20 protein-coding genes are annotated in these 26,990 nt (G+C 67.2%); 12 read left to right on the forward strand and 8 right to left on the reverse strand.

The window, feature by feature from the left end; all coding sequences use genetic code 11:
• Positions 1–87 precede the first annotated feature (87 nt).
• Positions 88–981, reverse strand: a complete 894-nt coding sequence (gene hslO, locus DBY63_RS06290) for an Hsp33 family molecular chaperone HslO (RefSeq protein ID WP_108581499.1) — start codon at positions 979–981, stop codon at positions 88–90.
• Positions 982–1,087: 106 nt separating this feature from the next.
• Complete coding sequence (locus DBY63_RS06295; protein WP_007161254.1) at positions 1,088–1,471, reverse strand: S4 domain-containing protein; 384 nt, start codon at positions 1,469–1,471, stop codon at positions 1,088–1,090.
• A gap of 118 nt (positions 1,472–1,589) precedes the next feature.
• On the opposite strand from DBY63_RS06295, the gene DBY63_RS06300 reads away from it, so the two are divergent.
• Genes DBY63_RS06300 through rimK form a run of 3 tightly spaced genes read left to right on the forward strand, consistent with a single transcriptional unit; the run spans position 1,590 to position 3,760 of the window.
• Positions 1,590–2,366 (forward strand): EAL domain-containing protein, encoded by a 777-nt coding sequence (locus tag DBY63_RS06300; protein ID WP_108581500.1) that lies wholly within the window; start codon positions 1,590–1,592, stop codon positions 2,364–2,366.
• Positions 2,367–2,381: 15 nt separating this feature from the next.
• The gene (locus DBY63_RS06305) at positions 2,382–2,858 is read left to right on the forward strand and encodes an ATP-dependent zinc protease (RefSeq protein WP_027598255.1); all 477 of its coding nucleotides are present in this window, start codon (positions 2,382–2,384) and stop codon (positions 2,856–2,858) included.
• Positions 2,855–3,760: a 30S ribosomal protein S6--L-glutamate ligase gene (gene rimK / locus DBY63_RS06310; protein WP_027598254.1), complete on the forward strand. Its 906-nt coding sequence runs from the start codon at positions 2,855–2,857 to the stop codon at positions 3,758–3,760. Before DBY63_RS06305 ends, rimK begins: the two co-directional genes overlap by 4 nt.
• Before the next feature lie 170 nt (positions 3,761–3,930).
• Here rimK and DBY63_RS06315 read toward each other — a convergent pair whose 3' ends face one another.
• A complete protein-coding gene (locus DBY63_RS06315) occupies positions 3,931–5,250 on the reverse strand; it encodes an ATP-binding protein (protein WP_108581501.1) in 1,320 nt (439 codons plus the stop codon).
• 137 nt (positions 5,251–5,387) lie between these two features.
• On the opposite strand from DBY63_RS06315, the gene DBY63_RS06320 reads away from it, so the two are divergent.
• Positions 5,388–6,260, forward strand: a complete 873-nt coding sequence (locus DBY63_RS06320) for an undecaprenyl-diphosphate phosphatase (protein WP_027603084.1) — start codon at positions 5,388–5,390, stop codon at positions 6,258–6,260.
• A gap of 172 nt (positions 6,261–6,432) precedes the next feature.
• Here the strand turns inward: DBY63_RS06320 and ompR are convergent, their stop codons facing one another.
• Positions 6,433–7,167: a two-component system response regulator OmpR gene (gene ompR, locus DBY63_RS06325; RefSeq protein WP_027598251.1), complete on the reverse strand. Its 735-nt coding sequence runs from the start codon at positions 7,165–7,167 to the stop codon at positions 6,433–6,435.
• A 175-nt stretch (positions 7,168–7,342) separates the two neighbouring features.
• On the opposite strand from ompR, the gene DBY63_RS06330 reads away from it, so the two are divergent.
• The 3 genes from DBY63_RS06330 to gshA all read left to right on the forward strand — a co-directional run bounded on the left by DBY63_RS06330 (position 7,343) and on the right by gshA (position 11,835).
• On the forward strand, positions 7,343–9,661 hold the full coding sequence (locus DBY63_RS06330) for a Tex family protein (protein ID WP_042135393.1): 2,319 nt from the start codon (positions 7,343–7,345) through the stop codon (positions 9,659–9,661).
• Between the two features lie 2 nt (positions 9,662–9,663).
• On the forward strand, positions 9,664–10,047 hold the full coding sequence (locus DBY63_RS06335) for a PaaI family thioesterase (RefSeq protein WP_051398714.1): 384 nt from the start codon (positions 9,664–9,666) through the stop codon (positions 10,045–10,047).
• Between the two features lie 210 nt (positions 10,048–10,257).
• Complete coding sequence (gshA, locus tag DBY63_RS06340) at positions 10,258–11,835, forward strand: glutamate--cysteine ligase (protein ID WP_108581502.1); 1,578 nt, start codon at positions 10,258–10,260, stop codon at positions 11,833–11,835.
• Positions 11,836–12,639: 804 nt separating this feature from the next.
• Here the strand turns inward: gshA and argA are convergent.
• A complete protein-coding gene (gene argA, locus DBY63_RS06345) occupies positions 12,640–13,938 on the reverse strand; it encodes an amino-acid N-acetyltransferase (protein WP_007161264.1) in 1,299 nt (432 codons plus the stop codon).
• Between the two features lie 163 nt (positions 13,939–14,101).
• Positions 14,102–15,262: an acetylornithine deacetylase gene (gene argE, locus DBY63_RS06350; protein WP_108581503.1), complete on the reverse strand. Its 1,161-nt coding sequence runs from the start codon at positions 15,260–15,262 to the stop codon at positions 14,102–14,104.
• Between the two features lie 170 nt (positions 15,263–15,432).
• Between argE and DBY63_RS06355 the strand changes: the two genes are divergently transcribed.
• The 4 genes from DBY63_RS06355 (at position 15,433) to DBY63_RS06370 (ending at position 23,539) form a co-directional block, all read left to right on the forward strand.
• Positions 15,433–16,782 (forward strand): CYTH domain-containing protein, encoded by a 1,350-nt coding sequence (locus DBY63_RS06355; RefSeq protein WP_027598247.1) that lies wholly within the window; start codon positions 15,433–15,435, stop codon positions 16,780–16,782.
• Positions 16,783–16,971: 189 nt separating this feature from the next.
• Entirely contained in the window at positions 16,972–18,753 is a 1,782-nt protein-coding gene (locus DBY63_RS06360; protein WP_027598246.1) for a GspE/PulE family protein, read from the forward strand.
• A gap of 37 nt (positions 18,754–18,790) precedes the next feature.
• Positions 18,791–23,137, forward strand: coding sequence for a PAS domain S-box protein (locus tag DBY63_RS06365; protein WP_108581504.1), 4,347 nt, complete (start codon positions 18,791–18,793; stop codon positions 23,135–23,137).
• Positions 23,138–23,224: 87 nt separating this feature from the next.
• Complete coding sequence (locus tag DBY63_RS06370) at positions 23,225–23,539, forward strand: DUF2388 domain-containing protein (protein WP_007161269.1); 315 nt, start codon at positions 23,225–23,227, stop codon at positions 23,537–23,539.
• 79 nt (positions 23,540–23,618) lie between these two features.
• On the opposite strand, the gene gcvH is transcribed toward DBY63_RS06370, so the two are convergent.
• Together gcvH and DBY63_RS06380 are read right to left on the reverse strand one after the other, a co-directional pair.
• Positions 23,619–24,002, reverse strand: a complete 384-nt coding sequence (gcvH, locus tag DBY63_RS06375) for a glycine cleavage system protein GcvH (protein ID WP_007161270.1) — start codon at positions 24,000–24,002, stop codon at positions 23,619–23,621.
• Between the two features lie 77 nt (positions 24,003–24,079).
• Positions 24,080–25,123, reverse strand: a complete 1,044-nt coding sequence (locus tag DBY63_RS06380; RefSeq protein ID WP_027598243.1) for a glycoside hydrolase family 5 protein — start codon at positions 25,121–25,123, stop codon at positions 24,080–24,082.
• 441 nt (positions 25,124–25,564) lie between these two features.
• Between DBY63_RS06380 and DBY63_RS06385 the strand changes: the two genes are divergently transcribed.
• Positions 25,565–26,893, forward strand: coding sequence for a sorbosone dehydrogenase family protein (locus tag DBY63_RS06385; protein WP_108581505.1), 1,329 nt, complete (start codon positions 25,565–25,567; stop codon positions 26,891–26,893).
• Positions 26,894–26,990: the final 97 nt, after the last annotated feature.

The raw sequence follows: 26,990 nt of genomic DNA on the forward strand, positions 1-26,990 counted from the left end.
TGGGCCGTTCCTCATGCTTGTAGCTCTTACACGGCAGAACTACACGTTGCGGGATTATGCCAGAAAGCCTTCGGGCTTTTGCAACGGCTAGTGCCGGGTATTTCCTGGGGTTTGCGTGCCGCCGCCCGCAAAAATCTGCGCGATATCGGCGGCGTCGAAGACCTGCTGCTCATTGCAAAACTGACAATCGACCCGAATTTGTCCGTCCTGTTCATCGAGCAGACTCTTGACGTCCGGCTGCCCCATGCTGATCAGGGCATTGGCCGCCCGATCGCGGGAGCAGCTGCAGCTGAAGGCCACCGGTTGCTCGTCGAACAGACGCACCGTTTCCTCGTGGAACAGGCGATGCAGGATCACCTCGTTGTCGAGGCCCAGCAGTTCTTCGGCGGTGAGGGTATCGGCCAGGGTGACGACGTGCTCCCAGCTGTCCTGGCGGGCCTGGGCATCCTTGATACGCGACGGCGGCAGCTGCTGGAGCAGCAGGCCACGGGCGCGGCGACCATCGGCATTCAGCCAGAAACGGGTGGGCAGCTGTTCCGAGGTGGCGAAGTAGCCGGACAGGCATTCGGCCAGGTTCGCGCCCTCCAGCGGGACGATGCCCTGGTAACGCTGACCGTGGCGGGGATCGATGGTCAGGGCCAGGACGCCATCAGGCATGAGCTCACCCAAAGAGGCGGACGCGGTGATCTCGCTTTCTTCGTAGCGGGCGATGCCGCGCACCTCGCGCTCGCTGGAGCACTCGACCATGAGCAGCGGGATCGGCCCGCTGGAACGCGCCTGCAGCACGAGCAGCCCTTCGAACTTGAGGGTTCCGCACAGCAACGCGGCCGCCGCCAGCATCTCGCCCAGCAATTGGGCGACGGGCTCCGGATAGGCGTGCTTGGCGAGGACCTCGACATAGCTGCGATCCAAGGTGGCCAGTTCGCCGCGGACATCGGTTTCGTCGAACAGGAAGCGCTGGGTGAAATCGTGGGAAGTCATGAACTACCTATATAAGGAAGGAGGCCGCGAAGCCTGACGCTGCGGCACACGCCAGGGCCGCCGAGCGGTCCTGGCCATTGAGAGGATCCGGCGAGTCGCGACGGGATCAGTCGTCGAACGGATGGACGTACTCGCGGAACTGGTGGATCTGGCGCCGCTGCTTCTTGGTGGGACGGCCGTCGGTCTGCAGGCCGAGGTTGCCCGCCTTGCGCGCCGCAGCGGCCTGTTCGCGCGCCTTGAGGCTTTCCGGCGTCTCGGTATAGAGCTGCTGGGCCTCGGGCGCACCACGGCGGTTCTGCGACAGGGCGACGATCACCACGGTCTTCTCGTCATAGCCCTGACGGATGGTGAGGACATCGCCGACACGCGGCTCCTTGCTGGGCTTGCAGCGTTCGCCACGGCACTGGACCTTGCCGCCTTCGAGGGCCGCCTTGGCCAGCGCGCGGGTCTTGAAAAAACGTGCCGCCCAGAGCCATTTATCAAGGCGCATCCGTTCTTCAGTGTGATCTACTGCATACATCGAATAAAAGGTCCCCTATTGGGTCTTAGACTCTTCTCAAGAACTCTAAACCATCGGACCGACGCTGCAAGCGCGCCTCTGGAGAGCCATGACCACATTCTTTCCTTCCGACCTGACCGGTCAGACCCGCTGCGCGGGGTGCCAGCAGTCGGAACCCCTAGGCTTCGACTTCGACTTTGCCTATCAGCCCATCGTGGATCTGGGCAGAGGCGCGGTCTTCGCCCGGGAAGCGCTGGTGCGCGGACCAGGCGGCGAAGGCGCACTGTCGGTGCTCAATCAGTTGACCGACAGCAACCGCTATAGATTCGACCAGCTCTGCCGCACCAAGGCCATCGCCACCGCGGCGGCCCTGGGCATGCAGGAGAGTCTCTCGATCAACTTCCTGCCCAACGCCGTCTATCGTCCGGAATTGTGCATCCGCAGCACCCTGGCCGCCGCGCGCGAGCATGGCTTTCCCCTGGAGCGCCTGATCTTCGAGACGGTGGAAACCGAACACGTGGCCAGCAACCACCTGACGCACATCCTGCGCGAATATCAGCAATTCGGCTTCAAGACCGCCATCGACGACTTTGGCGCCGGTCATTCCGGCCTGACCCTGCTGGCCGAATTCCAGCCGGACCTGGTCAAGCTCGACATGGCGCTCATCCGCGGCATCGACCAGGATCAGGTGCGACGGACCATCGTGCGCAACCTCATCGTCATGTGCCGCGAACTGGGTACCCAGGTGATCGCCGAAGGCGTGGAGACCGTCGCCGAACGCGATTGCCTGCGGGACCTCGGGATCGAGCTGATGCAGGGCTATCTGTTCGCCAAACCAGCCTTCAAGCAGCTCGTTGATCCGCAACATTTAGGCGGAGGCCACTGATTTCAAGGAGCAGCGATGAGCAATTCCGCCGAACCGGTCATTATCGGCCTGAGTGAGTGGGTGGCCCTGCCCGATTTGGGCGTGGTCGGGCTGAGAGCCAAGATCGACACCGGCGCCAGTACCTCGGCGCTGCATGCGACGGAAGTCCAGCCGTTCATGCGCGGCAAGGAGCGCTGGGTGAGATTCACCGTGCACCTGGGCACCCTGGTCCAGTCCCGGCACCGCCATTGCGAAGCGCCGCTGGTGGCGAAAAAGACCATCCGCAGCTCCAATGGCATCGCCCAGACCCGTTACGTCATCCGTACCCTGCTGGCCCTGGGCGAGTGCCAGTGGCCGGTGGAATTCACCCTGGCCTGCCGCAAGAGCATGCGCTATCGCATGCTGCTCGGCTCAAAGGCGTTGATCGATGGTGGCCTGCTGGTGAATCCGGCCGTCTCCTATGCGCAAGACAAACCCCAGTTGTCCCTTACTCCGGCCTCCGGTGCCCCATGAAAATCGCCGTTCTCTCGCGTAACCCCAACCTGTATTCCACCCGGCGCCTGGTCGAGGCCGGCGTCAGCCGCGGCCATGAGGTGGTCGTGGTCGACACCCTGCGCGCGTACATGAACATCGCCAGCCACAAGCCGCAGATCCATTACCGTGGCAAGCCGCTGGAAGGCTTCGATGCGGTCATCCCGCGCATCGGCGCCTCGGTGACCTTCTATGGCTGCGCGGTGCTGCGCCAATTCGAGATGCAGGGCGTCTTTCCGCTCAACGAGAGCGTGGCCATCAGCCGTTCGCGCGACAAGCTGCGCTCCCTGCAACTGCTCTCGCGCAAGGGCATCGGCCTGCCGGTGACCGGCTTCGCCCACTCGCCGGACGACGTACCGGACCTGATCCAGATGGTCAACGGCGCCCCCCTGGTGATCAAGGTGCTGGAAGGCACCCAGGGCATCGGCGTGGTGCTGTGCGAAACCGAGAAGGCGGCCGAGTCGGTGATCGAGGCCTTCATGGGGCTCAAGCAGAACATCATGGTGCAGGAATACATCCGCGAGGCGGGCGGTGCGGACATCCGCTGCTTCGTGGTCGGCGACAAGGTGATCGCGGCGATGAAGCGCCAGGCGGCACCCGGGGAATTCCGCTCGAATCTGCATCGTGGCGGCACCGCCAGCCTGATCAAGATCACCCCCGAGGAGCGCATGACCGCCCTGCGCGCGGCCCGGGCCATGGGCCTGAGCGTGGCCGGGGTGGACATCCTCAGATCCAACCACGGCCCGCTGGTGATGGAGGTCAACTCCTCGCCCGGCCTGGAAGGCATCGAGCAGACCACCGGCAAGGACGTGGCCGGGATCATCATCGAATACCTGGAAAAGAACGCCGAGCCGGGGCTGACACGGACCAAGGGCAAGGGCTGAGGCCGTGGTTTGGGAGGTTGGGCTGCGCTGGCGTCTGGCCCAACCTCCCTATCTCCTGATAGATCGCGCGCGAGCCCGATGTCGAGGCCATTTCGCTATGTCACAGCATCGCGGCCATGGCGGTCCGCCGATGCGGCCGCTCCTACAAAGTGCAGAAGCAGCGTTCGGCGTCAGCTGGCGCTGCGGGGCAGCAGCAGGCCCAGGGGCAGCAGTACCCGGGCTTCCACCCCGCCACCTTCGCGATTGCGCAGCTCGGCACTGCCTCCGTGCTGCGCGGCAATGCGCTTGACGATGGCCAGGCCCAGCCCGGAACCGCTGACGGTGCGGGCGCGATTGCCGCGGGTGAAGGGATTGAAGATGTCCTGCAGATCCTTGGGATCGATGCCGGGACCGCGATCCATCACGCTCAGGGCGACATAGGGCGCCGTGGCGGAGCCCGCGACCTGTCCGACCACCTCGATACTGCCACCGCCGCCATGGCGCAGGGCGTTTTCCACCAGGTTGGTCAGTAGCCGCTTGAAGGAGATGCGCCGCACCGGCAGCGGCGGCAGCACGTCCAGCATCAGCCGTACCCGCTCCGCCTCCTGGTTGTAGGGCGCCACCACCTGGCGGGCCAGTTCGTTGAGGTTGGTGAGCTCCTGGGGTTCGTCCCGCCCATCGCGGACGAAGGCGAGGAACTGGTCGAGGATGGCGTTCATGTCCTCGATGTCGCGGATCATGTCCTCGGCTTCTTCGCGCTCCGCCGGCGGCATAAGCTCCACCGCCAGGCGCAGGCGGGTCAGGGGCGTGCGCAGGTCGTGGGAGACCCCGGCCAGCATCAGCTCGCGTTCGCGGCCGGCCTGCTCGACGTCTTCGGCCATCTGGTTGAAGGCGTGGTAGACATCCTGGATCTCGCTCGGGGCATCGGTCTCCGGCAGCCGCACACTGCGGCCCTTGCCCAGCTCGCGCGCGGCGTTCACCAGGCGCCGCAAGGGCTGGTTGAGCTGCCGCACGAAGACCCAGGCGGCGCCCACGGACAGCAGGCCGATGGCGAAAAACCAGCCGAGCACGCTCCAGATGTGCTGGCCACGCAGCGGATGGGCCATCAGCGGAATCTTGATCCAGTCCGGTCCCAGGCTCGGCGCCAGCACCCAGAGCGCCGGACCGTGCTGGACCCGCACCCGCACCTCGGTCTCCTCGCCCAGTTCCTGTTTCATCTGGCGCTCGAAGATCTCGCTATAGGGCCAGTGGTATTCCCCGGCCGGCACGGTTTCCGGTGATTCGTAGCGCAGACCGGCGGCCTGGGCGATGCGCGGTCGCTCGGACTCCGGGGTGGCCCAGTAGGCCTTGAGCGTCAGGGCCGCGCCATGGCTGTACTGGCGATCGACCAAGACGTCCTCATTGAGCAGCAGATAGACCAGGGTCAGCGCCTTGGAAAACAGCACCGCGAGCAGGACCATCCACAGCGAGCGGGCGAAGAAACTCTGGGGAAACCAGCTGGGCGCCTTCATTGGCCAGGATTTCCGCGCAAAACGGCGCGAAAGCCATCACAACCTCTGGGATTGCAGGGTCCAGATAGGCCACCGGACGCGGACACATTCGGATACATTTGCTCGTCCATTTCTTCCCTTCAACCTGGAGTTCTCTCGTGTCCGACATCTGCCAGACCGGCCTGGACATCGGCTTCGCCTCGCTCAGCTACGCGCAGATCGCCTTTCTCGGCGTGGTGCAGGGTATCACCGAGCTGCTTCCCATTTCGTCCACGGCACACATGCGGGTGGTACCCGCCCTGCTCGGCTGGCGCGACCCCGGCTCGGCCTTTTCCGCTGCCATGCAGATGGCGGCGCTGGCCGCGGTGATCAGCTATTTCTGGCGCGATGTGAGTGGCGTGACCCGCGGCAGCCTGGCCGCGGTGCGCCAGCGCGACTTCGACAGCCCGGACTTCCTGCTGGCGGTGATGATCGTGCTGGCGACCATTCCCATCTGCATCGCCGGTCTGCTGCTGGCGCCCCTGCTCAACGCCTGCGACTCGCCGCTGCGCGGCCTCAGCGTCATCGGCTACGCCTGCCTGGCCATGGCCGCGCTGCTGGCGCTGGCGGAGCGGATCTGCCGGCACAACAGGGACATCTCGCAAATGCGGCTGCGCGATGCGCTGATCGTGGGGATCGCCCAGGTCGGAGCGCTGATTCCAGGCGTGTCCCGCTCGGGCTCGACCCTGACCGCCGCCATGTTCCTCAATCTGCGTCGCGAAGAAGCCGCACGCTTCTCCTTCCTGCTGGGTCTGCCGGCCATCGCCCTGGCCGGACTCAAGGAGCTGGTGGTGCTCTGGCACGCGCACATCCCGGCCGAAGCCTGGTCGCTGCTGCTGGTGGGATTGCTGGTGGCGAGCCTGTCGGCCTTTGCCGCGATCTGGGGCCTGATGCGCTTTCTGGAGCGCTTCTCGACCTGGCCCTTCATCATCTATCGCGCGCTGCTGGGGATTTTCCTGCTGATCGGCGTGCATCAGGGGCTGTTCGCCTGAGCCTATTCAAAGTCAGCTGCGCGTCGGCCAAACAGCGTTGAAAAGACCTTCGGAATGCTCATTTACGCCTTGTAAACTCCGCTTCCTCAGGTCTTTTCGCCTCGTTTGACTCTAGCTCGCAAGACTTTGAACACGCTCTGTATCGTCGACACCTAAGTGTGGCGGTGAGAGCTTATTTGCCGGCGCCGTCCGGTACGAAGACGTAGCCCACGCCCCAGACGGTCTGGATATAGCGCGGCTTGGACGGATCGGGTTCGATCATCCGGCGCAGGCGCGAGATCTGCACGTCGATGGAGCGCTCCAGGGCGTCCCATTCGCGACCGCGGGCCAGGTTCATCAGCTTGTCGCGGGTCAGCGGCTCGCGGGCGTGGTCGACCAGTGCCTTGAGCACGGCGAATTCGCCGGTGGTGAGCATGTGGGTCTCTTCGCCGCGCTTGAGTTCGCGGGTGGCCAGGTGCAGGGCGTAGTCGCCAAAGGTCACCACCTCGTCGGTCCCGGCGGGGGCGCCGGGCACCACCGGCGCCTGACGGCGCAGCACGGCCTTGATGCGAGCCACCAGCTCCAGCGGATTGAAGGGCTTGGCCAGATAGTCGTCGGCGCCCTGGTCGAGGCCCTGGATGCGGCTGCCTTCGTCGCCCTTGGCGGTCAGCATGATGATGGGGATGCGGTTGCCGCTCTCGCGCAACCGGCCGCAGGCGGACAGGCCGTCTTCGCCGGGCATCATCAAGTCCAGCACGACCAGGTTGAAGACCTCGCGCGCCAGCAGGCGGTCCATCTGTTCGGCGCTCTCGACGGTGCGCACGCGATAACCCTGCTCGGCCAGAAAACGCTCCAAGAGGCGACGCAACCGGGCGTCGTCGTCGACGACCAGGATCTTTTCACCTTCCGGGGCAACGGGGGTGCTCATAATATCTCCTTGTGATCTAGCACTGGATTATGCCGTAGGCCATCCGACCGCGGCATTGGGCCATTGTTAGCAGATTTTGCCCACTCCGGGGTGGCGGTGCCGGCATGGGAGGCAGGGCTCCGGCGGGCTCGGGTATACTGCCGCCCGCTTTTTCTCGTGCAAGCCAGGTAGCCCGATGGATATCAATAGCCGCATCGCCGAAGAGCTCGGCGCCCGCCCGCAACAGGTCGCCGCCGCCGTGGCCCTGCTCGACGAAGGGTCGACCGTGCCCTTCATCGCCCGTTACCGCAAGGAAGTCACCGGCAGCCTGGACGACACCCAGCTGCGTCATCTCGAAGAGCGGCTGCGCTATCTGCGCGAGCTGGAAGAGCGCCGCGGCGCGGTGCTGGCCTCCATCGAGGAGCAGGGCAAGCTGACCCCCGAACTGGCCCGCGAGATCAACCTGGCCGACACCAAGACTCGCCTGGAAGACCTCTATCTGCCCTACAAGCAGAAGCGCCGCACCAAGGGCCAGATCGCCCTGGAAGCCGGTCTCGGCCCGCTGGCGGAGGCGCTGCTGCAGGATCCGACCCTGACCCCGGAGTCCGAAGCCGCCGGCTATGTCGACGCGGACAAGGGCGTGGCGGACGTCAAGGCCGCCCTGGAAGGCGCCAAGTACATCCTCATGGAGCGCTTCGCCGAAGACGCCGACCTGCTGGCGCGGCTGCGCGGCGTCCTGCAGCAGGACGCCATCCTCAGCGCACGACTGGTGCCTGGCAAGGAGACCGAAGGCGCCAAGTTCAGCGACTACTTCGAGCATGACGAGCCCTTCAAGGCGGTGCCCTCGCACCGCGCCCTGGCGATCTTCCGCGGCCGCAACGAGGGCATCCTCAGCGCCGCGCTCAAGCTCGGCGAAGAAGGCCCGGGCATCGCCCATCCCTGCGAAGGCCTGATCGCCGCGCATTTCGAGCTGAAGAACCAGGGCCGCGCCGCGGACAAGTGGCTTTCCGAGGTGGTGCGCTGGACCTGGAAGGTCAAGCTCTATACTTCCCTGGAAACCGACCTGCTCGGCGAGTTGCGCGAAAAGGCCGAGGAAGAGGCCATCGCGGTCTTTGCCCGCAACCTGCACGACCTGCTGCTGGCCGCACCGGCCGGCCCGCGCACCACCCTGGCGCTGGACCCGGGTCTGCGTACCGGCTGCAAGGTCGCCGTGGTGGACGCCACCGGCAAGCTGCTGGCCACCGACACCGTCTATCCCCATGCGCCGCGCAATCAGTGGGACCAGACCCTGGCCACCCTCGGCGTGCTCTGCACCAAGCATGGCGTGGACCTGATCGCCATCGGCAACGGTACCGCCAGCCGCGAGACCGACAAGCTGGCCGGCGAGCTGATCAGCAAGTACCCGGGACTCGGCCTGACCAAGGTGATGGTCAGCGAAGCCGGCGCCTCGGTGTATTCCGCCTCGGAACTGGCTGCCCGGGAATTCCCCGAGCTGGACGTCTCCCTGCGCGGCGCCGTGTCCATCGCCCGCCGCCTGCAGGATCCACTGGCCGAGCTGGTGAAGATCGAGCCCAAGTCCATCGGTGTCGGCCAGTACCAGCACGACGTCTCCCAGCTCAAGCTGGCGCGCAGCCTGGACGCCGTGGTGGAAGACTGCGTGAACGCCGTGGGCGTGGACGTGAATACCGCCTCCGCCGCCCTGCTGGCGCGGATCTCCGGGCTCAACGCCACCCTGGCGCAGAACATCGTGCAATTCCGCGATGCCAACGGCGCCTTCGCCACACGTGAGGCCCTGAAGAAGGTGCCGCGCCTGGGCGACAAGACCTTCGAGCAGGCCGCCGGCTTCCTGCGCGTGATGAGCGGCGCCAATCCGCTGGACGCCTCGGCGGTGCACCCGGAGACCTATCCCCTGGTGCAGCGCATCGCCGCCGACACCGGTCGCGACATCCGCTCGCTGATCGGCGATTCGGCCTTTCTCAAGCGTCTGGATCCGAAGAAGTTCACCGATGAGAGCTTTGGCCTGCCGACGGTGACCGACATCCTCCAGGAACTCGACAAGCCGGGTCGCGATCCGCGTCCGGAGTTCAAGACCGCGGTGTTCCAGGACGGCGTGGAAAAGCTTTCCGACCTCAAGCCCGGCATGGTGCTGGAGGGCGTCATCACCAACGTCACCAACTTCGGGGCCTTCGTCGACATCGGCGTGCACCAGGACGGCCTGGTGCACATCAGCGCGCTGTCGGAGAAGTTCGTCAAGGATCCCTACGAGGTGGTCAAGGCGGGCGACATCGTCAAGGTAAAGGTGATGGAGGTGGACGTGCCGCGCAATCGCGTGGGACTGTCCATGCGCATGGGCGACACCCCCGGCGAGAAGGTCGACGGCAAGCCCGGCGGCCAGGCCCGCGGCAACGGTGGCAAGCCGCGCACCGACAAGGGCGCCCCGCGCCAGACCCAGGCCGCGCCGGCCAACAATGCCATGGCGTCCCTGTTCGCCAACGCCAAGCAACTGAGGAAATAGGCATGAGCGGTTCTCTTGCAGGCAAAGACAGCGCCTTCAGCACCCTGCTGGGCATGACCATCCACAAGGCCGAGGGTGGCGAGTCCGAGGTGCGCATGAGCGTGCAGGACACGCTCATCAACCTGCACGGCAAGCTGCACGGCGGTGCCATCTTCTCGCTGATCGACACCGCCCTGGGCCAGGCCAGCCACAGCCTGTTCGATGGCCAGGCCGGCAGCGTGACCCTGGAATGCAAGGTCAACTACGTGCGTGGCGTGAGCGACGGCGAACTGGTCTGCCGCGCCCGGGTGATCCACCCGGGCCGCAAGACCCATGTGCTGGAAGCCCAGGTGCATCAGGGTGACAAGCTGATCGCCCTCGCCCAGGCGACCTTCGCCTGTCTGTGACCGGCCAGAGCGGGCGGCAGCGAAGCGGCGCATATCGCCCTTTGCCGTCGCCTGAGCTACGCTGGGAGACAACTGAGCGGGTTGCGGTCTGAGGCTTGAACCCGGACCGCAGCAGTGACTGCTGCCCCCGCGTCGGCCCTGGCCGGCAACCCTCATTTCAGTCGGTTTCTTCTACCCTGCCCGGGGCGAGTACCGCCATAGGAAGTCAACTTGAGCGATATCCTGTCCCGCCGCCTGGCCCTGCTCGGCGCTGATCCCACCCTTCTCGCCGAATGCCTGCACGGCATCGAGCGCGAGACCCTGCGGGTGGACGCCCGTGGCCAGCTGTCCCGCCGCCCCCATCCCCGGGCGCTGGGCTCGGCCCTGACCCATCCGCAGATCACCACGGACTACTCCGAGGCCCTGCTCGAATTCATCACCCCCACCGGTACCCGCACGCCCGAGGTGCTGGACGCGCTGGATCGGGTGCATCGCGCCGCGGTCGCCGAACTCGACGGCGAGCGCCTCTGGAGCGGCTCCATGCCCTGCGCGCTGCCGGCGGAGGACGAGATCCCCATCGCCGACTACGGCAGCTCCAACATCGGCCGGCTCAAGCACGTCTACCGCCGCGGCCTGGCCCTGCGCTACAGCCGCACCATGCAGTGCATCGCCGGCATCCACTACAATTTCTCGCTGCCGGAAGCGGCCTGGGAGCTCCTGCGCCAGCAGGAAGGTGACGCCCGCGATGCCCGCGACTACCAGTCGGCGCGCTATATCGCCCTGATCCGCAACTTCCGCCGCTACAGCTGGCTGCTGATGTACCTGTTCGGCGCCTCGCCGGCGCTGGACCTAGGCTTCCTGCGGGGTCGGCCACATCGGTTGCAGACCCTCGACGAGCGGACCCTGTACCTGCCCCATGCCACCAGCCTGCGCATGAGCGACCTGGGCTATCAGAGCAACGCCCAGGCCAGCCTGACGCCGGACTACAACGATCTGACCACCTATACCGAGAGCCTGAGACGCGCGGTGGGTACGCCCTACCCGCCCTATGCGGAGATCGGCACGCACCAGAACGGCGAGTGGGTGCAGCTCAACACCAACATCCTGCAGATCGAGAACGAGTACTACGCCACCATCCGCCCGAAGCGCGTCACCCGCAGCGGCGAGCGGCCGGTGCAGGCGCTGATGGCGCGCGGCGTGCAGTACATCGAGGTGCGCTGCCTGGACATCGATCCCTTCCTGCCGCTGGGCATCGATACCACCGCCGCGCTGTTCCTCGACGCCTTCCTGCTCTATTGCGCCCTGGAAGGCAGCCCGCCGCTCAACGGCGAGTGCAGCGAATGCACCGACAACTTCGCCAGCGTGGTGCGCGAAGGCCGCAAGCCGGGCCTGCGCCTGCAGCGTCATGGCGCCTCGGTGACCATGATCGACTGGGCGGCGGAGATGCTCGATCAGATCGAGCGCTGCGCCGAGACCCTGGACGCCAGCCTGGGCGGCGACGCCCATCGCCGGGCGGTGGCGGTGCAGCGGCAGAAGGTCGCCGATGTCCGCCTCACCCCCTCGGCGCGGGTGCTGCAGGAGCTGCGCGAAAGAGGCGAGAGCTTCGCCGACTTCGGTCTGCGCCAGAGCGAGGCTCATGCGGCCTATTTCGCCAGCCACCCGCTGAGCGCCGGCGAGCAGGCCTGCTATGCCCAGATGGCACGCCAGTCGCTGGAAGAGCAGGCGGAGATCGAGGCGGCGCCCCAGGGGGATTTCGATACCTTCGTGGCGGCGTATCAGGCGAGCATTCTGGCGACGATCGGGGTGTAGATACGTAGGTTAGGTTGAGCGAGAGCGAAGCCCAACATTGCGGTGCCAAGTGCCGAAGAGCTTGTTGGTGCCTTAGCTGATTGTCGTGCTTTGCTGATGGATCTTGTTTCGCCCCCTCGGGCGACTCACTTTTTTCAGTCGCGGCTGCGCGCCCCGGAAAAAAGTAAGCAAAAACGCTTGCCCCGACCATCCGGCCCTCCGCTGCCCTCCGGGTGACTCGCGTTGCTCGCCCTTCGGGCCAGCCTTCGGCTGTTACTTCGCTACGCTACGTTTCGCTCACGCCAGTGCCGTTCCGGGGTCGGTCCAGATGGGCCGTCCATGGCCCACTGGACCTCTCGCCGCATCCATGCGGCTCGACCCACTCCACGACACTGGCGCTCGCCCTGCTGAACGGGGCGATTCGCCAGCCTGGAGGTTCTGGATGAAGAACCCTGAACAGCCCGCAGCCCGCAGCCCGTAGCCCGTAGCCCGTAGCCCGTAGCCCGTAGCAGGGACAGCGGCGAAGCCTTGTCCGCTGAGCAACGGAGCCCATTAGTGGAAAACGCTGCGCGGTTTTCCACGCTACGTCTCCAGACGCCAGCGGGCGACTCGATGGTTGACGAGTGCGCCTTCCGGTATCGATGCAGGAAGGGCCAGCTCCGCCTTGCAGCGGTTTCCGTTGGGACTGGTGCTATCGCGGCCATGGGCCGCTCCTACAGGCGTGCCTTGAATCTGTAGGAGCGGCCCATGGCCGCGATGACGGTGGGACTTGGCAGTATTGGCTTCGACGATGCAGCCGTCTCAGCCCAACCTACGAGCGCGCCCTTACAAGCCTTTCTCGAAGATCTTCGAATTGCGCTGGAAGTTGTACAGCGATGCCCGCGCCGCAGGGAGGCGCTCCACGCTGCTGGGTTCGAAGCCGCGTTCGCGGAACCAGTGGGCGGTCTTGGTGGTGAGCACGAACAGGGTGCTCAGGCCGCGCTCGCGGGCGCGTTGTTCGATGCGGGCCAGCAGGGCGTCGCCGCGACCGCCGTGGCGGTAGTCGGGATTGACCGCGAGGCACGCCAGCTCGCCCGCCGCCGAGTCGGCGATGGGATAGAGCGCCGCGCAGGCGATGATCAGGCCTTCGCGTTCGACGATGCTGAATTGCTCGATCTCGCGCTCCAGCACCTCGCGGGAACGGCGCACCAGGATGCCCTGTTCTTCCAGCGGGCGGATCAGCTCCATCAGGCCGCCGACGTCGGCGATGGTCGCCTCGCGCAGGGTCTCGAAGGGTTCCTGGGCCACCAGGGTGCCGCTGCCGGCGCGGGTGAAGAGTTCGGTGAGCAGGGCGCCGTCCTCGGCGTAGCCGACGATGTGGCAGCGACGTACGCCGCCGCGGGTGGCCTGGGCGGCGGCGTCGAGCAGTTCGGCCTGGTAGGAGCTGCCCAGGCGCGCCAGATGGGTGGGGATCTGTTGCGGGCCGATCTCGCGGATCAGGGCGCCGTGTTCGTCCAGCAGGCCCGGCTCGGCGCCGTAGAGCACCAGCTTGTCGGCGCCCAGGTCGATGGCGGCGCGCATGGCGACGTCTTCGCAGGCCAGGTTGAAGGTCTCGCCGGTGGGCGAGTAGCCCAGCGGCGAGAGCAGCACGATGGTGCGCTCGTCGAGCAGGCGGCCGATGCCGCGGCGGTCGATGCGGCGGACTTCGCCGGTGTGGTGGAAGTCGACGCCATCCTGTACGCCCACCGGGCGCGCGGTGACCAGATTGCCGCTGGCGACGCGCAGCCGCGAGCCCTGCATGGGCGAGGCGGCCATATCCATGGACAGGCGCGCCTCGATGGCACTGCGCAGGCTGCCGACGGCATCGATCACCGCTTCCAGGGTCGGGCCGTCGGTGATGCGCAGGTCGTTGTAGAAGCGCGGCTCGATGCCGCGCGCGGCCAGGCGCGATTCGATCTGCGGACGGGAGCCGTGCACCAGCACCAGGCGCACACCCAGGCTGTGCAGCAGCACCAGGTCATGGACGATGTTGCCGAAGTTGGGGTGGGCGACGCCGTCACCGGGCAGCATGACGACGAAGGTGGCGTCGCGGTGGGCGTTGATATAGGGCGAGGCGTGGCGAAGCCAGTTGACGTATTCGTGCATCGAGACGAAGACCCTTGGAGGATAGGCGGGAGGGTGAACGAGGGCAGGCAGGGCGTTCAGCGTCGTCGCAGCACGGGGGTTCCTCGACAGGGAGCGGATGGGCAGACAGCCTCAGTAGACCGTCTGGAGTTTACAAAAAGTCACGCCGAACGCGCGGGTCTGTTCATCGGACCGCGGCGGCTGCGCCCAGGCAGTAGTGGCCGATCAGCTGCTGCAGCAGCTCGACGGTAGGCGCGATCCGCGCCAGCGCCAGGTGCTCCTCGGGCTGGTGCGCGCAGCTGATGTCGCCGGGGCCGAGCACCAGTACCTCCTGGGTGATCGCCTGCAGATAGGGCGCCTCGGTGGCGAAGGCCACGGCCTCGGCGCGGTGGCCGGTGAGACGCTCGGCCAGGCGCACCAGTTCGGCCTCGGCGGGCTGCTCGAAGGGCGGCACGGCGGGAAACAGCGGCTGGTAGTCGATCCGCACCCCGAAGCGTTCGGCGACCGGCAGCAGCCGCCCGCGGATGGCCTGGCGCAGGGCTTCGGGCTGCATGCCCGGCAGGGGGCGCAGGTCGAATTCCAGAGCGCACTGGCCGCAGATGCGGTTGGGATTGTCGCCGCCATGGATGCAGCCCAGATTCAGCGTCGGCTGGGGCACCAGGAACAGCGGATTGCGGTATTCACGCTGCCACTGGGCGCGCAGGTCGAGCAGCTCGCCCATCACCGCCTGCATGGCGTCCAGGGCGCTGTGGCCCAGGCTCGGATCGGAGGAGTGGCCGCTCTGGCCGAGGATGTCGATGCGCTCCATGAGGATGCCCTTGTGCAGGCGGATCGGCCGCAATCCGGTCGGCTCGCCGATCACTGCGGCGCGGCCCAGGGGGCGGCCGGCTTCGGCCAGTACCCGGGCGCCGTCCATGGAGGATTCCTCGTCGCAGGTGGCCAGCACGATCAGCGGCTGGCGCAGCTGGCGCGGATCCAGGTCGCGTACCGCCTCGAGGATCAACGCGAAGAAGCCCTTCATGTCGCAACTGCCCAGGCCGTACCAGCGATCGTCGGCGTCGCGCAGACGCAGGGGATCGGCCTGCCAGAGCGCGGCGTCATAGGGTACGGTATCGGTATGGCCGGCCAGCACCAGACCGCCCGGCCCGCTGCCCAGGGTGGCGATCAGGTTGAACTTGCCGGGTGCTACCTCCTGGGTCTCGCAGGCGAAGCCCAGGGCGCCGAACCAGTCGCTCAGGCGGGCGATGACGCCAGCGTTGGACTGGTCCAGGGCGGGCTGGGTGCAGCTCACCGAGCTTTCGGCGATCAGGGTTGAGAACAGAGCTTTCAGCGCGGGCAGGGTCATGCGGGGTCTCCTGGTCACGCCTCCATCATGGCGCCATCCGCCGCGCGATGAAACCTTCATGCGCCAGGGGGGCGGGACGGGCTAAACTAGCGCCCACGTTCTCGCCGTCCGTCGTCATGACGCGCTCGGCACGGAGCCGGACCGTTCTCTTCCGGCGCCAGGATCCTCCAATGGCCAAAGAAACCGAAATCAAGCTGCGCGCCAGTGCGGCGACCCTCGACGCCCTGCGCGCTCATCCGCTGCTGAAGAAGCGTTGCAAGGACGGCTGGCAGCGCCACGAGCTGTCCAACTGCTATTACGACACCGACACCCGCGACCTGGCCCATGCCAAGGTCGCCCTGCGTGTGCGCCGTGATGGCGAGCGTTTCATCCAGACGCTCAAGAGTCGCGGCCAGAGCCTGGCCGGGCTGTCCGAGCGCAACGAGTGGGAATGGCCGCTGGCCGATGCCACCCTGGACACCGCGCTGTTCGACGACAGCTGCTGGCCGGCGGAACTGGCCGACCTGGACCTGCGCCGCCTGCAGCCGGTGTTCGACACCGATTTCGTCCGCGACGCCGCGGAGATCGCCTGGGGCCGGGGCAAGGCCCGGACCATCATCGAAGTCGCCCTCGACCAGGGCGAGGTGCGTGCCGGCGACCAGCGCGAGGCCATCGCCGAGGTCGAGCTGGAATTGCGCCAGGGCGAACCGGCCGCGCTGCTGGAACTGGCCGAGCAACTAGCCGCCGAATTCCCGCTGATGCCCTGCGACATCAGCAAGGCCGAGCGCGGTTATCGCCTGCACGATGCGGCGAGCTACACCCTCTATCTCTCTGCGCCGGAACTCGACGCCGAGACGCCGCTGGACGAGGCCGTCGCCCGCCTCGGCGGACACCTGCTGGCCGGCAGCCAGCGCCTGGCCGAACAGTATCGCTGGAACGGCCACTGGCGCCTGCTGGTGGACTGGGTGCACCAGCTGATCGACCTGCGCGCCCTGCTCGGCAGCCTTGGTCAGGCCGCGCCGCGGGCCACCAGCCGCGACCTGCGCCAGACCCTCGACGAGCTGCTCGCCGACTGGCGCCCGCTGGCGGCCATCGGCCAGGACGACGAGGAAGCCCGCCGCCAGGCACCGCAGCGCTTCGCCGCCGAACTGGAGCAGCCGCGCTGGGGCCTGTTCTCCCTGCGCGCCGCGCGCTGGCTGCACGAGCGCGCCTGGACCCAGGGCCGCACCGGCCGTGGCGAACGCCAGGGCGCGACGCCCCTGGGCCAGTGGCTGCCGCGCTTCCTCGCCCTGGAAGCGGCCGAGCTGCCGCTGCTACGCGCCATCACCGAACCCGAGTTGATCGAGCAGCAGCTGCCGCGCCTGGAGCGCATGCAGGTCTGGCTGCACCTGGCGCGGGGCGCGCTGGACCTGCCCGAAGCCGATCGGCTGTATGGCGAACTGGGCAAGCTGGCGCCGCTGAGCGCCCATGGCGATCTCGCCGGGGTGGCCGAGCAGGCGCGCCTGGTCCATGGCCTGGCGCCCTGGAAAGCCCTGGCCTGAGCCGCCGAATGGCGGGAACGGCTGGCGCATCCGGCCGTCCATCCTGATGGCACAAGGCCGCGAGCGATTCCTTAATACAAAATCGCTATGCTGGAGGAGGCGACCAACCTGGCGGGTAGCGCAGGCGGGTCGTCCCCGGTCAGGCACCGGGCGCCACCCCGAGTGCGACCACCTTTTCAAGGAGTCCAGATGTCCGCCATAGCTTCCCCTTCCGCTGATCGTTGGCTCGACCTGGGCGACATCCTGCGCGAGCTGGTCAGCCAGCAGCGGATCGACCAGCAGACCGCCGAACAGTGCCTGCTCCTGCGCCGCGGTTCGGCCAATCCGCAGCAGCACCCGCTGGAGTTCCTGGCGGCGCAGAGCGTGGACGACCTCAGTCGCCCGGGGCGCAAGCTGGATCTGGACAGCCTCACCCGCTGGCTCGCCGAGTATTCGGGCCAGCCTTTCTACCGCATCGATCCGCTCAAGGTGGACGTGGCCTCGGTCACCCCGCTGATGTCCTACGCCTTCGCCCAGCGCAACAAGATCCTCGCCGTGGCGGTGAGCCCGGACGAGGTGACGGTGGCCAGCGCCCAGCCCTTCGTGCACAGCTGGGAAAGCAACCTCACCCATGTGCTGCAGCGGCCGATCAAGCGCGTGGTGGCCAGCCCGGCGGACATCACCCGCTACACCCAGGAATTCTTTCGCCTGGCGCGCTCGGTCACCGGCGCCTCGGCGGTGGAGCAGAAGACCAGCGGCGTCGGCAACTTCGAGCAGCTGGTCAATCTCGGCGCCGCCGATGGCGAGCCGGATGCCAACGACGCCCACATCGTCAACATCGTCGACTGGCTGTTCCAGTACGCCTTCCAGCAGCGCGCCAGCGATATCCACGTCGAGCCGCGTCGCGAGCAGGGCGCGGTGCGCTTTCGCATCGACGGGGTGCTGCACACCGTCTACCAGTTCCCGGCCCAGGTCACCCTGGCGGTGGTCAGCCGGATCAAGAACCTCGGCCGCATGAACGTCGCCGAGAAGCGCAAGCCCCAGGACGGCCGGATCAAGACGCGCATGGCCGGCGAGAAGGAAGTCGAACTGCGCCTGTCGACCATGCCCACCGCCTTCGGCGAAAAGCTGGTGATGCGGATCTTCGACCCGGACGTGCTGCTCAAGAGCTTCGACCAGCTCGGCTTTTCCGCCGACGACCTGCGCCGCTGGGCCGGCATGACCGGGCAACCCAACGGCATCATCCTGGTCACCGGTCCCACCGGTTCGGGCAAGACCACCACGCTGTACACCACCCTCAAGCAGCTGGCCACGCCCGAGGTCAACGTCTGCACCATCGAAGATCCCATCGAGATGGTGGAGGACGCCTTCAACCAGATGCAGGTGCAGCCCAACATCGAGGTGACCTTCGCCAGTGGCGTCAGGGCGCTGATGCGGCAGGACCCGGACATCATCATGATCGGCGAGATCCGCGACCTGGAAACCGCCGAGATGGCCATCCAGGCGGCCCTGACCGGGCACCTGGTGCTCTCCACCCTGCACACCAACGATGCCCCCAGCTCGGTGAGTCGCCTGATCGAACTGGGCGTGCCCTACTACCTGATCCGCGCCACGGTGCTCGGCGTCATGGCCCAGCGGCTGGTGCGGACCCTCTGCCCGGCCTGCAAGACGCCCACCGAATTGGACCCGGCCGCCTGGCAGGAACTGACCAAGCCGTGGAACGCCCCGCTGCCCACCGGCGCCATGCAGCCGGTGGGTTGCCCGGAATGTCGTGACACCGGCTATCGCGGTCGTGCCGGGGTATACGAAATCCTCACCCTCTCCGATAGTCTGCGCGAACTGGTGACGGCGGATACCGACATCACCGCGCTGCGGCGGCAGGCGTTCAAGGAAGGCATGCGCAGCCTGCGGCTGTCCGGTGCGCAAAAGATCGCCGCCGGCTTCACCACCGTGGAAGAAGTCTTGCGCGTCACGCCCCAGAGCGAACGTTAGGTCCAGCAGCCCGCGAGCGGAACAAGGATAGCCAGCCGTGCAGACAACCGTCGTGAACCCTGCCGTGGGTGCCGAGGACGCCGAGCAGCGCCGTCGCCGCCAGGCGCTCCTGGCCACCTGCGGCCTGCTCGACGGCCAGCCGGAGCCGGCCCTCGACGACCTGGTGGAACTGGCGGCCACCCTCTGCGAGACGCCCATCGCCGCGGTCAACCTGCTTGGCGAGGAGCAGCAGCTGTTCATCGCCGAACGCGGCCTGGGCGTGGCGGAAATTCCCCTGGCGCTGTCCTTCTGCCAGCACCTGCACGATGCCCGGGAGGCGCGGCAGATCGAGGACCTGAGCCAGGATCCGCGCTTTACCGACAATCCGCTGGTGACCGATCCGGCCGGGCTGAGATTCTATGCCGGCGCCCCGCTGCGGACGGCCGAAGGCGTCTTTCTCGGCACCCTCTGCGTGCTCGACTGGCAACCGCGCGAGCTGAACGCCGCACGCCTGAGCGGCCTCGAACGCCTGGCGCGCCAGGTGCTGCGCCTGTTCGAGACGCGGCTGCAGGCGGCCTCGCCGGCGCGGCACAGCACCCTCGACGAAACCCACTACCGCGCGCTAATGGACGTCAATCCGCAGATCATCTGGTTCGCGCGGCCCGATGGCAGCTTCGAATACGCCAATCGCTACTGGTACGAATACAGCGGCCTGAGTCCGGCCAGCGTGGTCGCCGACCCCGATCTCTGGGCCGGCGCCATCCATCCCGAGCAGCGTCCGCAGCTGTTGCGGCGCTGGCGCGAGGTGCGCGAGCAACGCGTCGCCGGCAGCCTGGAATTGCAGCTGCGCGATGCCGAGGGTCACTATCGCTGGTTCGAAACCCGCACCATGCCCTTCACCAATGCCAGCGGCGAGATCGAGCACTGGGTGGGCGTGGCCCAGGACATCGACAGCCGCAAGCGGGCGGAAACGGCGCTGCGGGAGAGCGAGGCCTTCGCCCACCTGCTGCTCGAATCGACCCACGAGGGCTTCTGCGCCCTGGATCGCCAGGGCCGTGCCACCCTCTGCAACCGCGCCTTCCGGCAGATGCTCGGCTTGCCCGAGGACCGCGACATCCTCGGCGAGCGCCTGGACACCCGGCTCAGCTCCGCCCGCAGCGAGGATGGCGCCCGCGCCCTGCAGCGCGCCGCCAGCGAAGGCGCCACCCTGCACCTGTCCGCCGACGCCCTGCTGCGCGAGGACGGCAGTCTGCTGCCGGTGGAATGGCGCGCCCAGCCGCTCTGGCGCGACGGCGAGGTCCAGGGCGCCATCTGCACCTTCGTCGACCTCAGCGAACGCATCCGCAGCCATGACCGCCAGCGCTTTTTGCTCGAACTGGGCGACCTGCTGCATGGCGTGACCCACACCGGCGAAGTCGCCTCGGTACTGGGCGACAGCCTCGGCCACCTGCTCGCCGTGCAGCGCATCGGCTATGCCCGGGTCGGCCGCGACGGCAGCCTGACCATCGACAGCGACTGGCTCGAACAGGGCCGAACCCACCGTCTCAACCTGCCCAGCCTGGCGCACTGGCACACCTCGGCGGTGGAGGAGCTGCGCCGCGGCATCATCGTCAGCGTGGAAGACAGCACCCAGGACAGTCGCCTGGGCGAGATGCGCACCCAGTTGGTGGAGCATGGCGTGCGCGCCGGCCTGGTGGTGCCCCTGCTCGCCGAAGAACAGCTGGTGGGTCTGCTGTTCCTCTATGCCGACACGCCCCGCCACTGGACCATCGGCGACGTCGCCCTGGTACGCGAGGTGGCCGAGCGCATCCGCATCGTCATCGAGCGCACCGCCGCAGCCGACGCCCTGCGTCTGGCCGAGCAGCGCATCGCCCTGGCCATGGACGTGGCCGACTTGGGCGTCTGGGACTATGACATCGACCGCGACCTGATCAGCTGGGATTCGCGCCTCGCCCATCTGGTCGGGGCCACGGAGCGCCGCTGCACCCTGCGCGGCGCGGCGCTGCTGCGCGCCCTGCACCCCGCCGATGCGCCCCGGGTGCGAGCCTATGTCAGCGCGGCCATCCAGGGCGGCGGCAATGCCTATGACCTGCGGCTGACCTTTCGCGTGCGCAGTCCGCGCCAGGGCGAACCGGTGTGGCTGAGCATCCGCGGCCGCGAACGCCTGGAGCCCGGCGGTCAGCGGCGGCTGGTGGGCATCGCCCGCGACATCACCCGCGAACGCCATGACGCCGATCGCATCAGCGAGACCAATCGCCAGCTGCGCCGGCAGATCGAGGAGCGCCGCGCCGCCGAAGCCCGCCAGCACGCCCTCATCGAACTGGGCGACCGCCTGCGCGAAGGCGACCCGGAAAGCGCCGGGGTGGCCGCGGCCCTGGAACTGGTGGGTACCCGACTGGGCCTGCGCCGGGTCGGCTATGCCCGTCTGGACGAGAGTCGCGGCACCTTCGTCCCGCACCAGATGTGGACGCCCAATGGCCACTTCGACCAGGCCCTGGCCTATCCGCTGCTCGCCCCCGACAGCCTGGGCAGCCAGGAGGGCGAAGCGCCCCTGGTGATCGACGACGTCAGCCAGGACCCGCGCGCCCAGGCCAATGCGCAGCGCCTGCTCGATCTGGAGATCGCGGCGCTGGTGGACATCCCGCTCTATGAAGACGGTCGCCTGCGCGCGCTGTTCGTCGCCCATGATCAGCGCGCCCGGTTGTGGACGGAAGGCGAGGTGCAATTTCTGCGCGACGTCACCGACCGGCTCTGGTCGGCCATCTGCCGGCAGCGCTCCCAGGACGCCCAGCGCGAGAGCGAGGGCCGTTTCCGGCTCATGGCCGACAGCGCCCCGGTGCTGATCTGGGCCTGCGACGCCGACGGCCAGCTGCAATTCGTCAACCAGCGCTTCGCCAGCGAATTCGATCTGCACGACGCCGATCTGCACGACCAGGGCTGGAGCGCCCTGCTGCCGGACAGCGAATGCCCGGCCTTCGAGGGCGCCTTCAAGCAGGCCGTCGCCACCCACAGCGCGCTGCGTGCCGAGGTGCGGGTGCGCAACGCCCAGGGCGAATGGCGCTGGCTGCGCCTGGAGGGCACCCCGCGCCTGGAGCTCGACGGCGAATTCCATGGCCTGGTGGGCTGTGGCGTGGACGTCACCGAGGCACGGCAGACCACCGACCAGCTGGAGCAGCGCATCGCCGAACGCACCCAGGAACTGGGGCGCAGCCATGCGCGGCTGATCGCCGAGATCTACGAACGCGAGCGCACCGAGGAAGCCCTGCGCCAGTCGCAGAAGATGGAAGCCATCGGCCAGCTCACCGGCGGCATCGCCCACGACTTCAACAACATGCTCACCGGCATCGTCGGCGCCCTCGACCTGATCCGTCTGCGCATCGCCAACGGCCGCACCCAGGACCTGGATCGCTACATCAACGCCGCGGTCAATTCGGCCGACCGCGCCGCCGCCCTCACCCACCGGCTGCTGGCCTTCGCCCGCCGCCAGACCCTGGACCCGCAGCCGGTGGACGTCCACCAGCTGGTTGGCTCGCTGCAGGACCTGCTGGTGCGCACCGTGGGCGAAAACGTCGCCCTGCGCCTGGATCTGGCAGCGGTCGCCTGGCTGGCCCACAGCGATACCCACCAGCTGGAAAACGCCCTGCTCAACCTGGTCATCAATGGCCGCGACGCCATGCCCGCCGGCGGCGAGCTATGCATCGCCACCGCCAACCTCAGCCTCGACGCCGAGGCGGCTGCACGCGAATCCCTGACGCCGGGCGACTATGTGCGCCTGAGCGTGGCCGACACCGGCACCGGCATGCCACCGGAGGTCAAGGCCAAGGCCTTCGAACCCTTCTTCACCACCAAGCCGGCCGGCCAGGGCACGGGGCTCGGCCTGTCGATGATCTACGGCTTCGTCAAGCAGTCCGGCGGCACCGCGCGCATCGACACCGAACAGGGCCAGGGCACCACCATCAGTCTCTATCTGCCGCGCCATCCGGAGGTGGCTGCCGCCGCCACCGATCAACCGACGCTCAAGGTCGCGCCCCGCGCCGAAGCCGGCCAGACCGTGCTGGTGGTGGAGGACGAATACGCGGTGCGCATGATCGTGCTGGAGGTGCTCGCGGAGCTGGGCTACACCGCGCTGGAGGCGAGCGATGCCGATGGCGCCCTGCCGATCATCGAGAGCGATCAGCGGCTGGACCTGCTCATCAGCGACGTCGGCCTGCCCGGCATGAACGGCCGCCAGCTCGCCGAGATCGCCCGTGGTCGGCGCCCCGAGCTCAAGGTGCTGTTCATCACCGGCTATGCCAAGAACGCCAAGGTGCGCGGCGAATTCCTCGGCGAGAACATGGACATGCTGATCAAGCCCTTCGACATCGATGCCCTGGCGGAGCGCATCCACAGCATGATCCAGCACTAGGCGCCGGCGAAGAAGCCGGCACAGGGCGCTGGAACTCAAAGGACGTCTGAGCTCTCTATAGGAAACCTCATGAAGGAGATCTCATCCATGCGCCTGAAGAAGCTTGCTCTGGTTTCCCTGATCGGCCTGCCGCTGCTGGCCGCGACCACCGCCGCCAATGCGGATGCCCGGTTCTGGCGGCATGCCGCGACCCTCGGGGCGACCTCGGGCTCGTTCTATACCACCAGCCGTGACGACCACAAGATCGTCGCCGCCACCCAGGACGACGCCAGCTCCTACCTGGCCAGCAACGGCCAGATCCGTGGCCCCTACCTGGAGGCCGCGCTGCGCGACATGCGCGCCGCCGAGCCGGGCCTCAAGGCCAGCGACAGCGATCTCGCCATGCGTATCCTGACCCAGTAAGGGTCAGGCAAAAAAGAACCCCGCCGGCCACGCCGCGCGGGGTTCTTTTTTGCTCGGGGTCCGGGCGGCGGATGGCGCCTCAGCTCTCGCTGGCGGCGCGATAGCCGTCGGCGTCGAGCAGCTTGTCCAGCTCGGCCGCATCCTGCGGCTTGAGCTTGAAGAACCAGGCGCCATAGGGCTCGCCATTGACCTGCTCGGGGGCGTCGGCCAGGGCCTCGTTGACGGCGATCACCTCGCCGCCCACCGGGGCATAGATGTCCGAGGCCGCCTTCACCGATTCCACCACCCCGGCCTGGTCACCGGCGGCGAGAGTCTTGCCGACTTCCGGCAGTTCGATGAAGACCACATCGCCCAGGGCTTCCTGGGCATGGTCGGAAATGCCGACGGTCACGCTACCGTCGGCTTCCAGACGGGCCCATTCGTGGCTGGCGGCATAACGCAGGTCGGCGGGAATCTGGCTCATGAGAGGTCCTCGGGGCTGGCACGGTTAAAAGGCAAGGGTAGCCTGCCGACCCCGGGGACCGCCATCGCTGGCCGGGCTTATTTGGGACCGATGCTCGCGCAGCTGCTGCTGTCGACGTACTTCTTCAGGGTCGCCCACTGGGGTCGATCCACGCCGTTGATGGGTTCCACCGCCAGGTTGTAGTTGCCCCAGCCGGGACCGGCGGCCCAGTAGCTGGCCGGAATGCAGTGCTGCTTGAGATAGGCCAGCATGTTGTCCATGGCCACCAGCCAGCGCGGATCGTCGTCCGGCACGCCGAATTCGCCGATGTAGCCCTGCTTGCCGTTCTTCTTCAGCCAGTCGACGAAGGGCTTGACGCGATTCACCCCGACCATGGGGTCGAAGCCGCTCATGTCCTTGCTGGCGTACTGGCCGCCACCGTCATTGTCGAAATAGACGTGGGCGGAAAAGATCAGCTTGTTGGCCGGGTCCTTGAGCGCCAGCAGCGGATCGTTCCACTGCGGCCAGCGCGCGGCGCTGGACCAGCCGTTGCCCTCGACGATGATGGGGTGGACGCTGTCCACGGTACGGATGCCGTTGATGCCGTGCTGGGCGGCGGTCGGCCAGAAGGCCACGGCGTCGTGGGGCTCGTTCATGATGTCGTAACCGAAGAGCGCCGGGTGCTTGCCGAAGCGGAAGGCCAGGCGATAGGTCACGTCCCAGTAGTTGAAGTAGGTGACCTTGCCCGCGCCGATCACCTCGCCGCGATAGCGCGCATAGTTGTGCAGGTCGAGGATCACCTTGACGCCATACTTCTGGGCGTAATTCAGCGTCTGGGTGACCAGGGCGCCATAGTCCGGATCCAGCATCGAATTCAGGTTGGGCTGGATGCGCTCCCAGATGATCGGAAAGCGCACCAGCTTGATGCCCTTGGCGCTCCAGTCCTTGAAGTGCTGTTCGCTGGGAAAGATGTAGTTGCGGTTGTTGAGGCCGGGTAGCACCTGGCTGGCGAAGCCGGCACCGGAGAAGTTGAGACCGACCAGGTCGACCGCCTGGGCCGAACCCAGGAGTGCGCTGCTCAGGGCCAGGGTACCGGCCAGCCGCAGGGAAAACTGGCGCAAGCGCCGGGTAAGGGATTGCATGACTGCACCTGTGAAAAGAAAGACTCCCCGCCCCCGCAAGCTAGCGGGTCCTGGCGTAGGCGAGTTCAGGCGGCCGCGTCCGCTTGCGGCGCCACTGGGTGCGACTTCGTCGTCATTGTTGGGGCAGCTATCGGCGTCAGCTGCGCCAGCTTTAGTGAATTTTTTCGTTCAAAAACAGATGGTTACGCTTTGATTTACGTCAGATAGCCGGCGCTTTTCCGCAGACCTCGGCGCAGTCCCGCTAACACCTTGAATCGGCAAGACTTTCCGTATCCGTGAAAAAACGAGCGCAGCGCCCGAGCACTCAAAAAGACCGACTGGGGAAAAAGAGTCATTTTCAAAACCGGACTGCACAGATGCCCAGGATGGCCACGGAACCAGCCCCGGAACGTTCGCCGGCAGCCGGGCTCTATCCTGCGAGCCCCTCGCGAGAGCCCTGCCATGCCCCTGAGCACGCCCCATCCCTTGCGTACCCTGGCCCTGACCCTGGCCGCCGTGACCCTGCTCGGCTGCGGCGAGACCGCGCGCCTGCAGCGCGAAGCCGGCTATGGGCCGACGCCGACCCTGCCGGAACCCCACAAGACACTGCTGCCGACCATCAACGTGGCCCCGGCGGTCGGCTGGCCCGAAGGCGGCAAGCCCACTGCCGCGCCCGGCACCCAGGTCCAGGCCTTCGCCCGTGGCCTGGACCATCCGCGCTGGCTCTATGTGCTGCCCAATGGCGATGTGCTGGTGGCGGAAAGCAATGCGCCCAAGCGCGAGGGCTTTCCCGGGATCAAGAACTGGATCGCGGGTCTGTTCATGAAGAAGGCCGGCGCCGGGGTGCCCAGCGCCGACCGCATCACCCTGTTGCGCGATGCCGACGGCGATGGCGTCGCCGAGACCCGCACCGTCTTCGCCGAACAGCTGCATTCGCCGTTCGGCATGGTGCTGGTGGGCGAGGACTTCTATGTCGCCAATGCCGATGCCCTGGTGCGCTTCTCCTATCGCCCCGGTGCGACTCGCCTGGAAGGCCAGCCGGTGACGGTCACCGAGCTACCGGCGGGCATCAATCACCACTGGACCAAGAACGTCATCGCCAGTCGCGACGGCAAGAAGCTCTATCTCACCGTGGGCTCCAACAGCAACGTCGGCGAAAACGGCCTGGATATCGAGGAAGGCCGCGCCGCCATCTGGGAGCTGGATCGCGCCAGCGGCCAGAAACGCCTGTTCGCCACCGGTCTGCGCAACCCCAATGGGCTGGACTGGGAGCCCAGCACCGGCAAACTGTGGACGGTGGTCAACGAACGCGACGAGATCGGCAGCGACCTGGTGCCGGACTATGCCACCTCGGTGCAGGACGGCGGCTTCTATGGCTGGCCCTACAGCTACTGGGGCAAGACCGTGGACAGCCGGGTACAGCCGCCCCGCCCGGATCTGGTGGCCAAGGCGCTGACCCCGGACTACGCCCTGGGTACCCACACCGCCTCCCTGGGCCTGGCCTTCGCGAGCGCCGACAGCGGGTTGCCGACGGCGTTTCGCCACGGCATGTTCGTCGGCCAGCACGGCTCCTGGAATCGCGATCCCAAGAGCGGCTACAAGGTCGTCTTCGTGCCCTTCCAGAACGGCAAGCCCAGCGGCCCGCCGCGCGACCTGCTGACCGGTTTCCTCAATGGCAAGGAAGAGGCCCAGGGACGTCCGGTCGGGGTGGTCAACGATGGCCACGGCGGCCTGCTGGTGGCCGACGATGTCGGCAATACGATCTGGCGGGTCAGCGCCCAGCGTCCCTGAGCCGTGTTAATCCGGCCTTAAGCGCCCTGGCCTAGGCTGGAGGCTGACCATCCTGGAGATGGTCACCGCTCTTGCCGAGGCCGGCCCGGAGCGGTAA

Source organism: Pseudomonas sp. RIT411 (assembly GCF_003057735.2).
In the GTDB taxonomy this organism is placed as follows: domain Bacteria; phylum Pseudomonadota; class Gammaproteobacteria; order Pseudomonadales; family Pseudomonadaceae; genus Chryseomonas; species Chryseomonas oryzihabitans.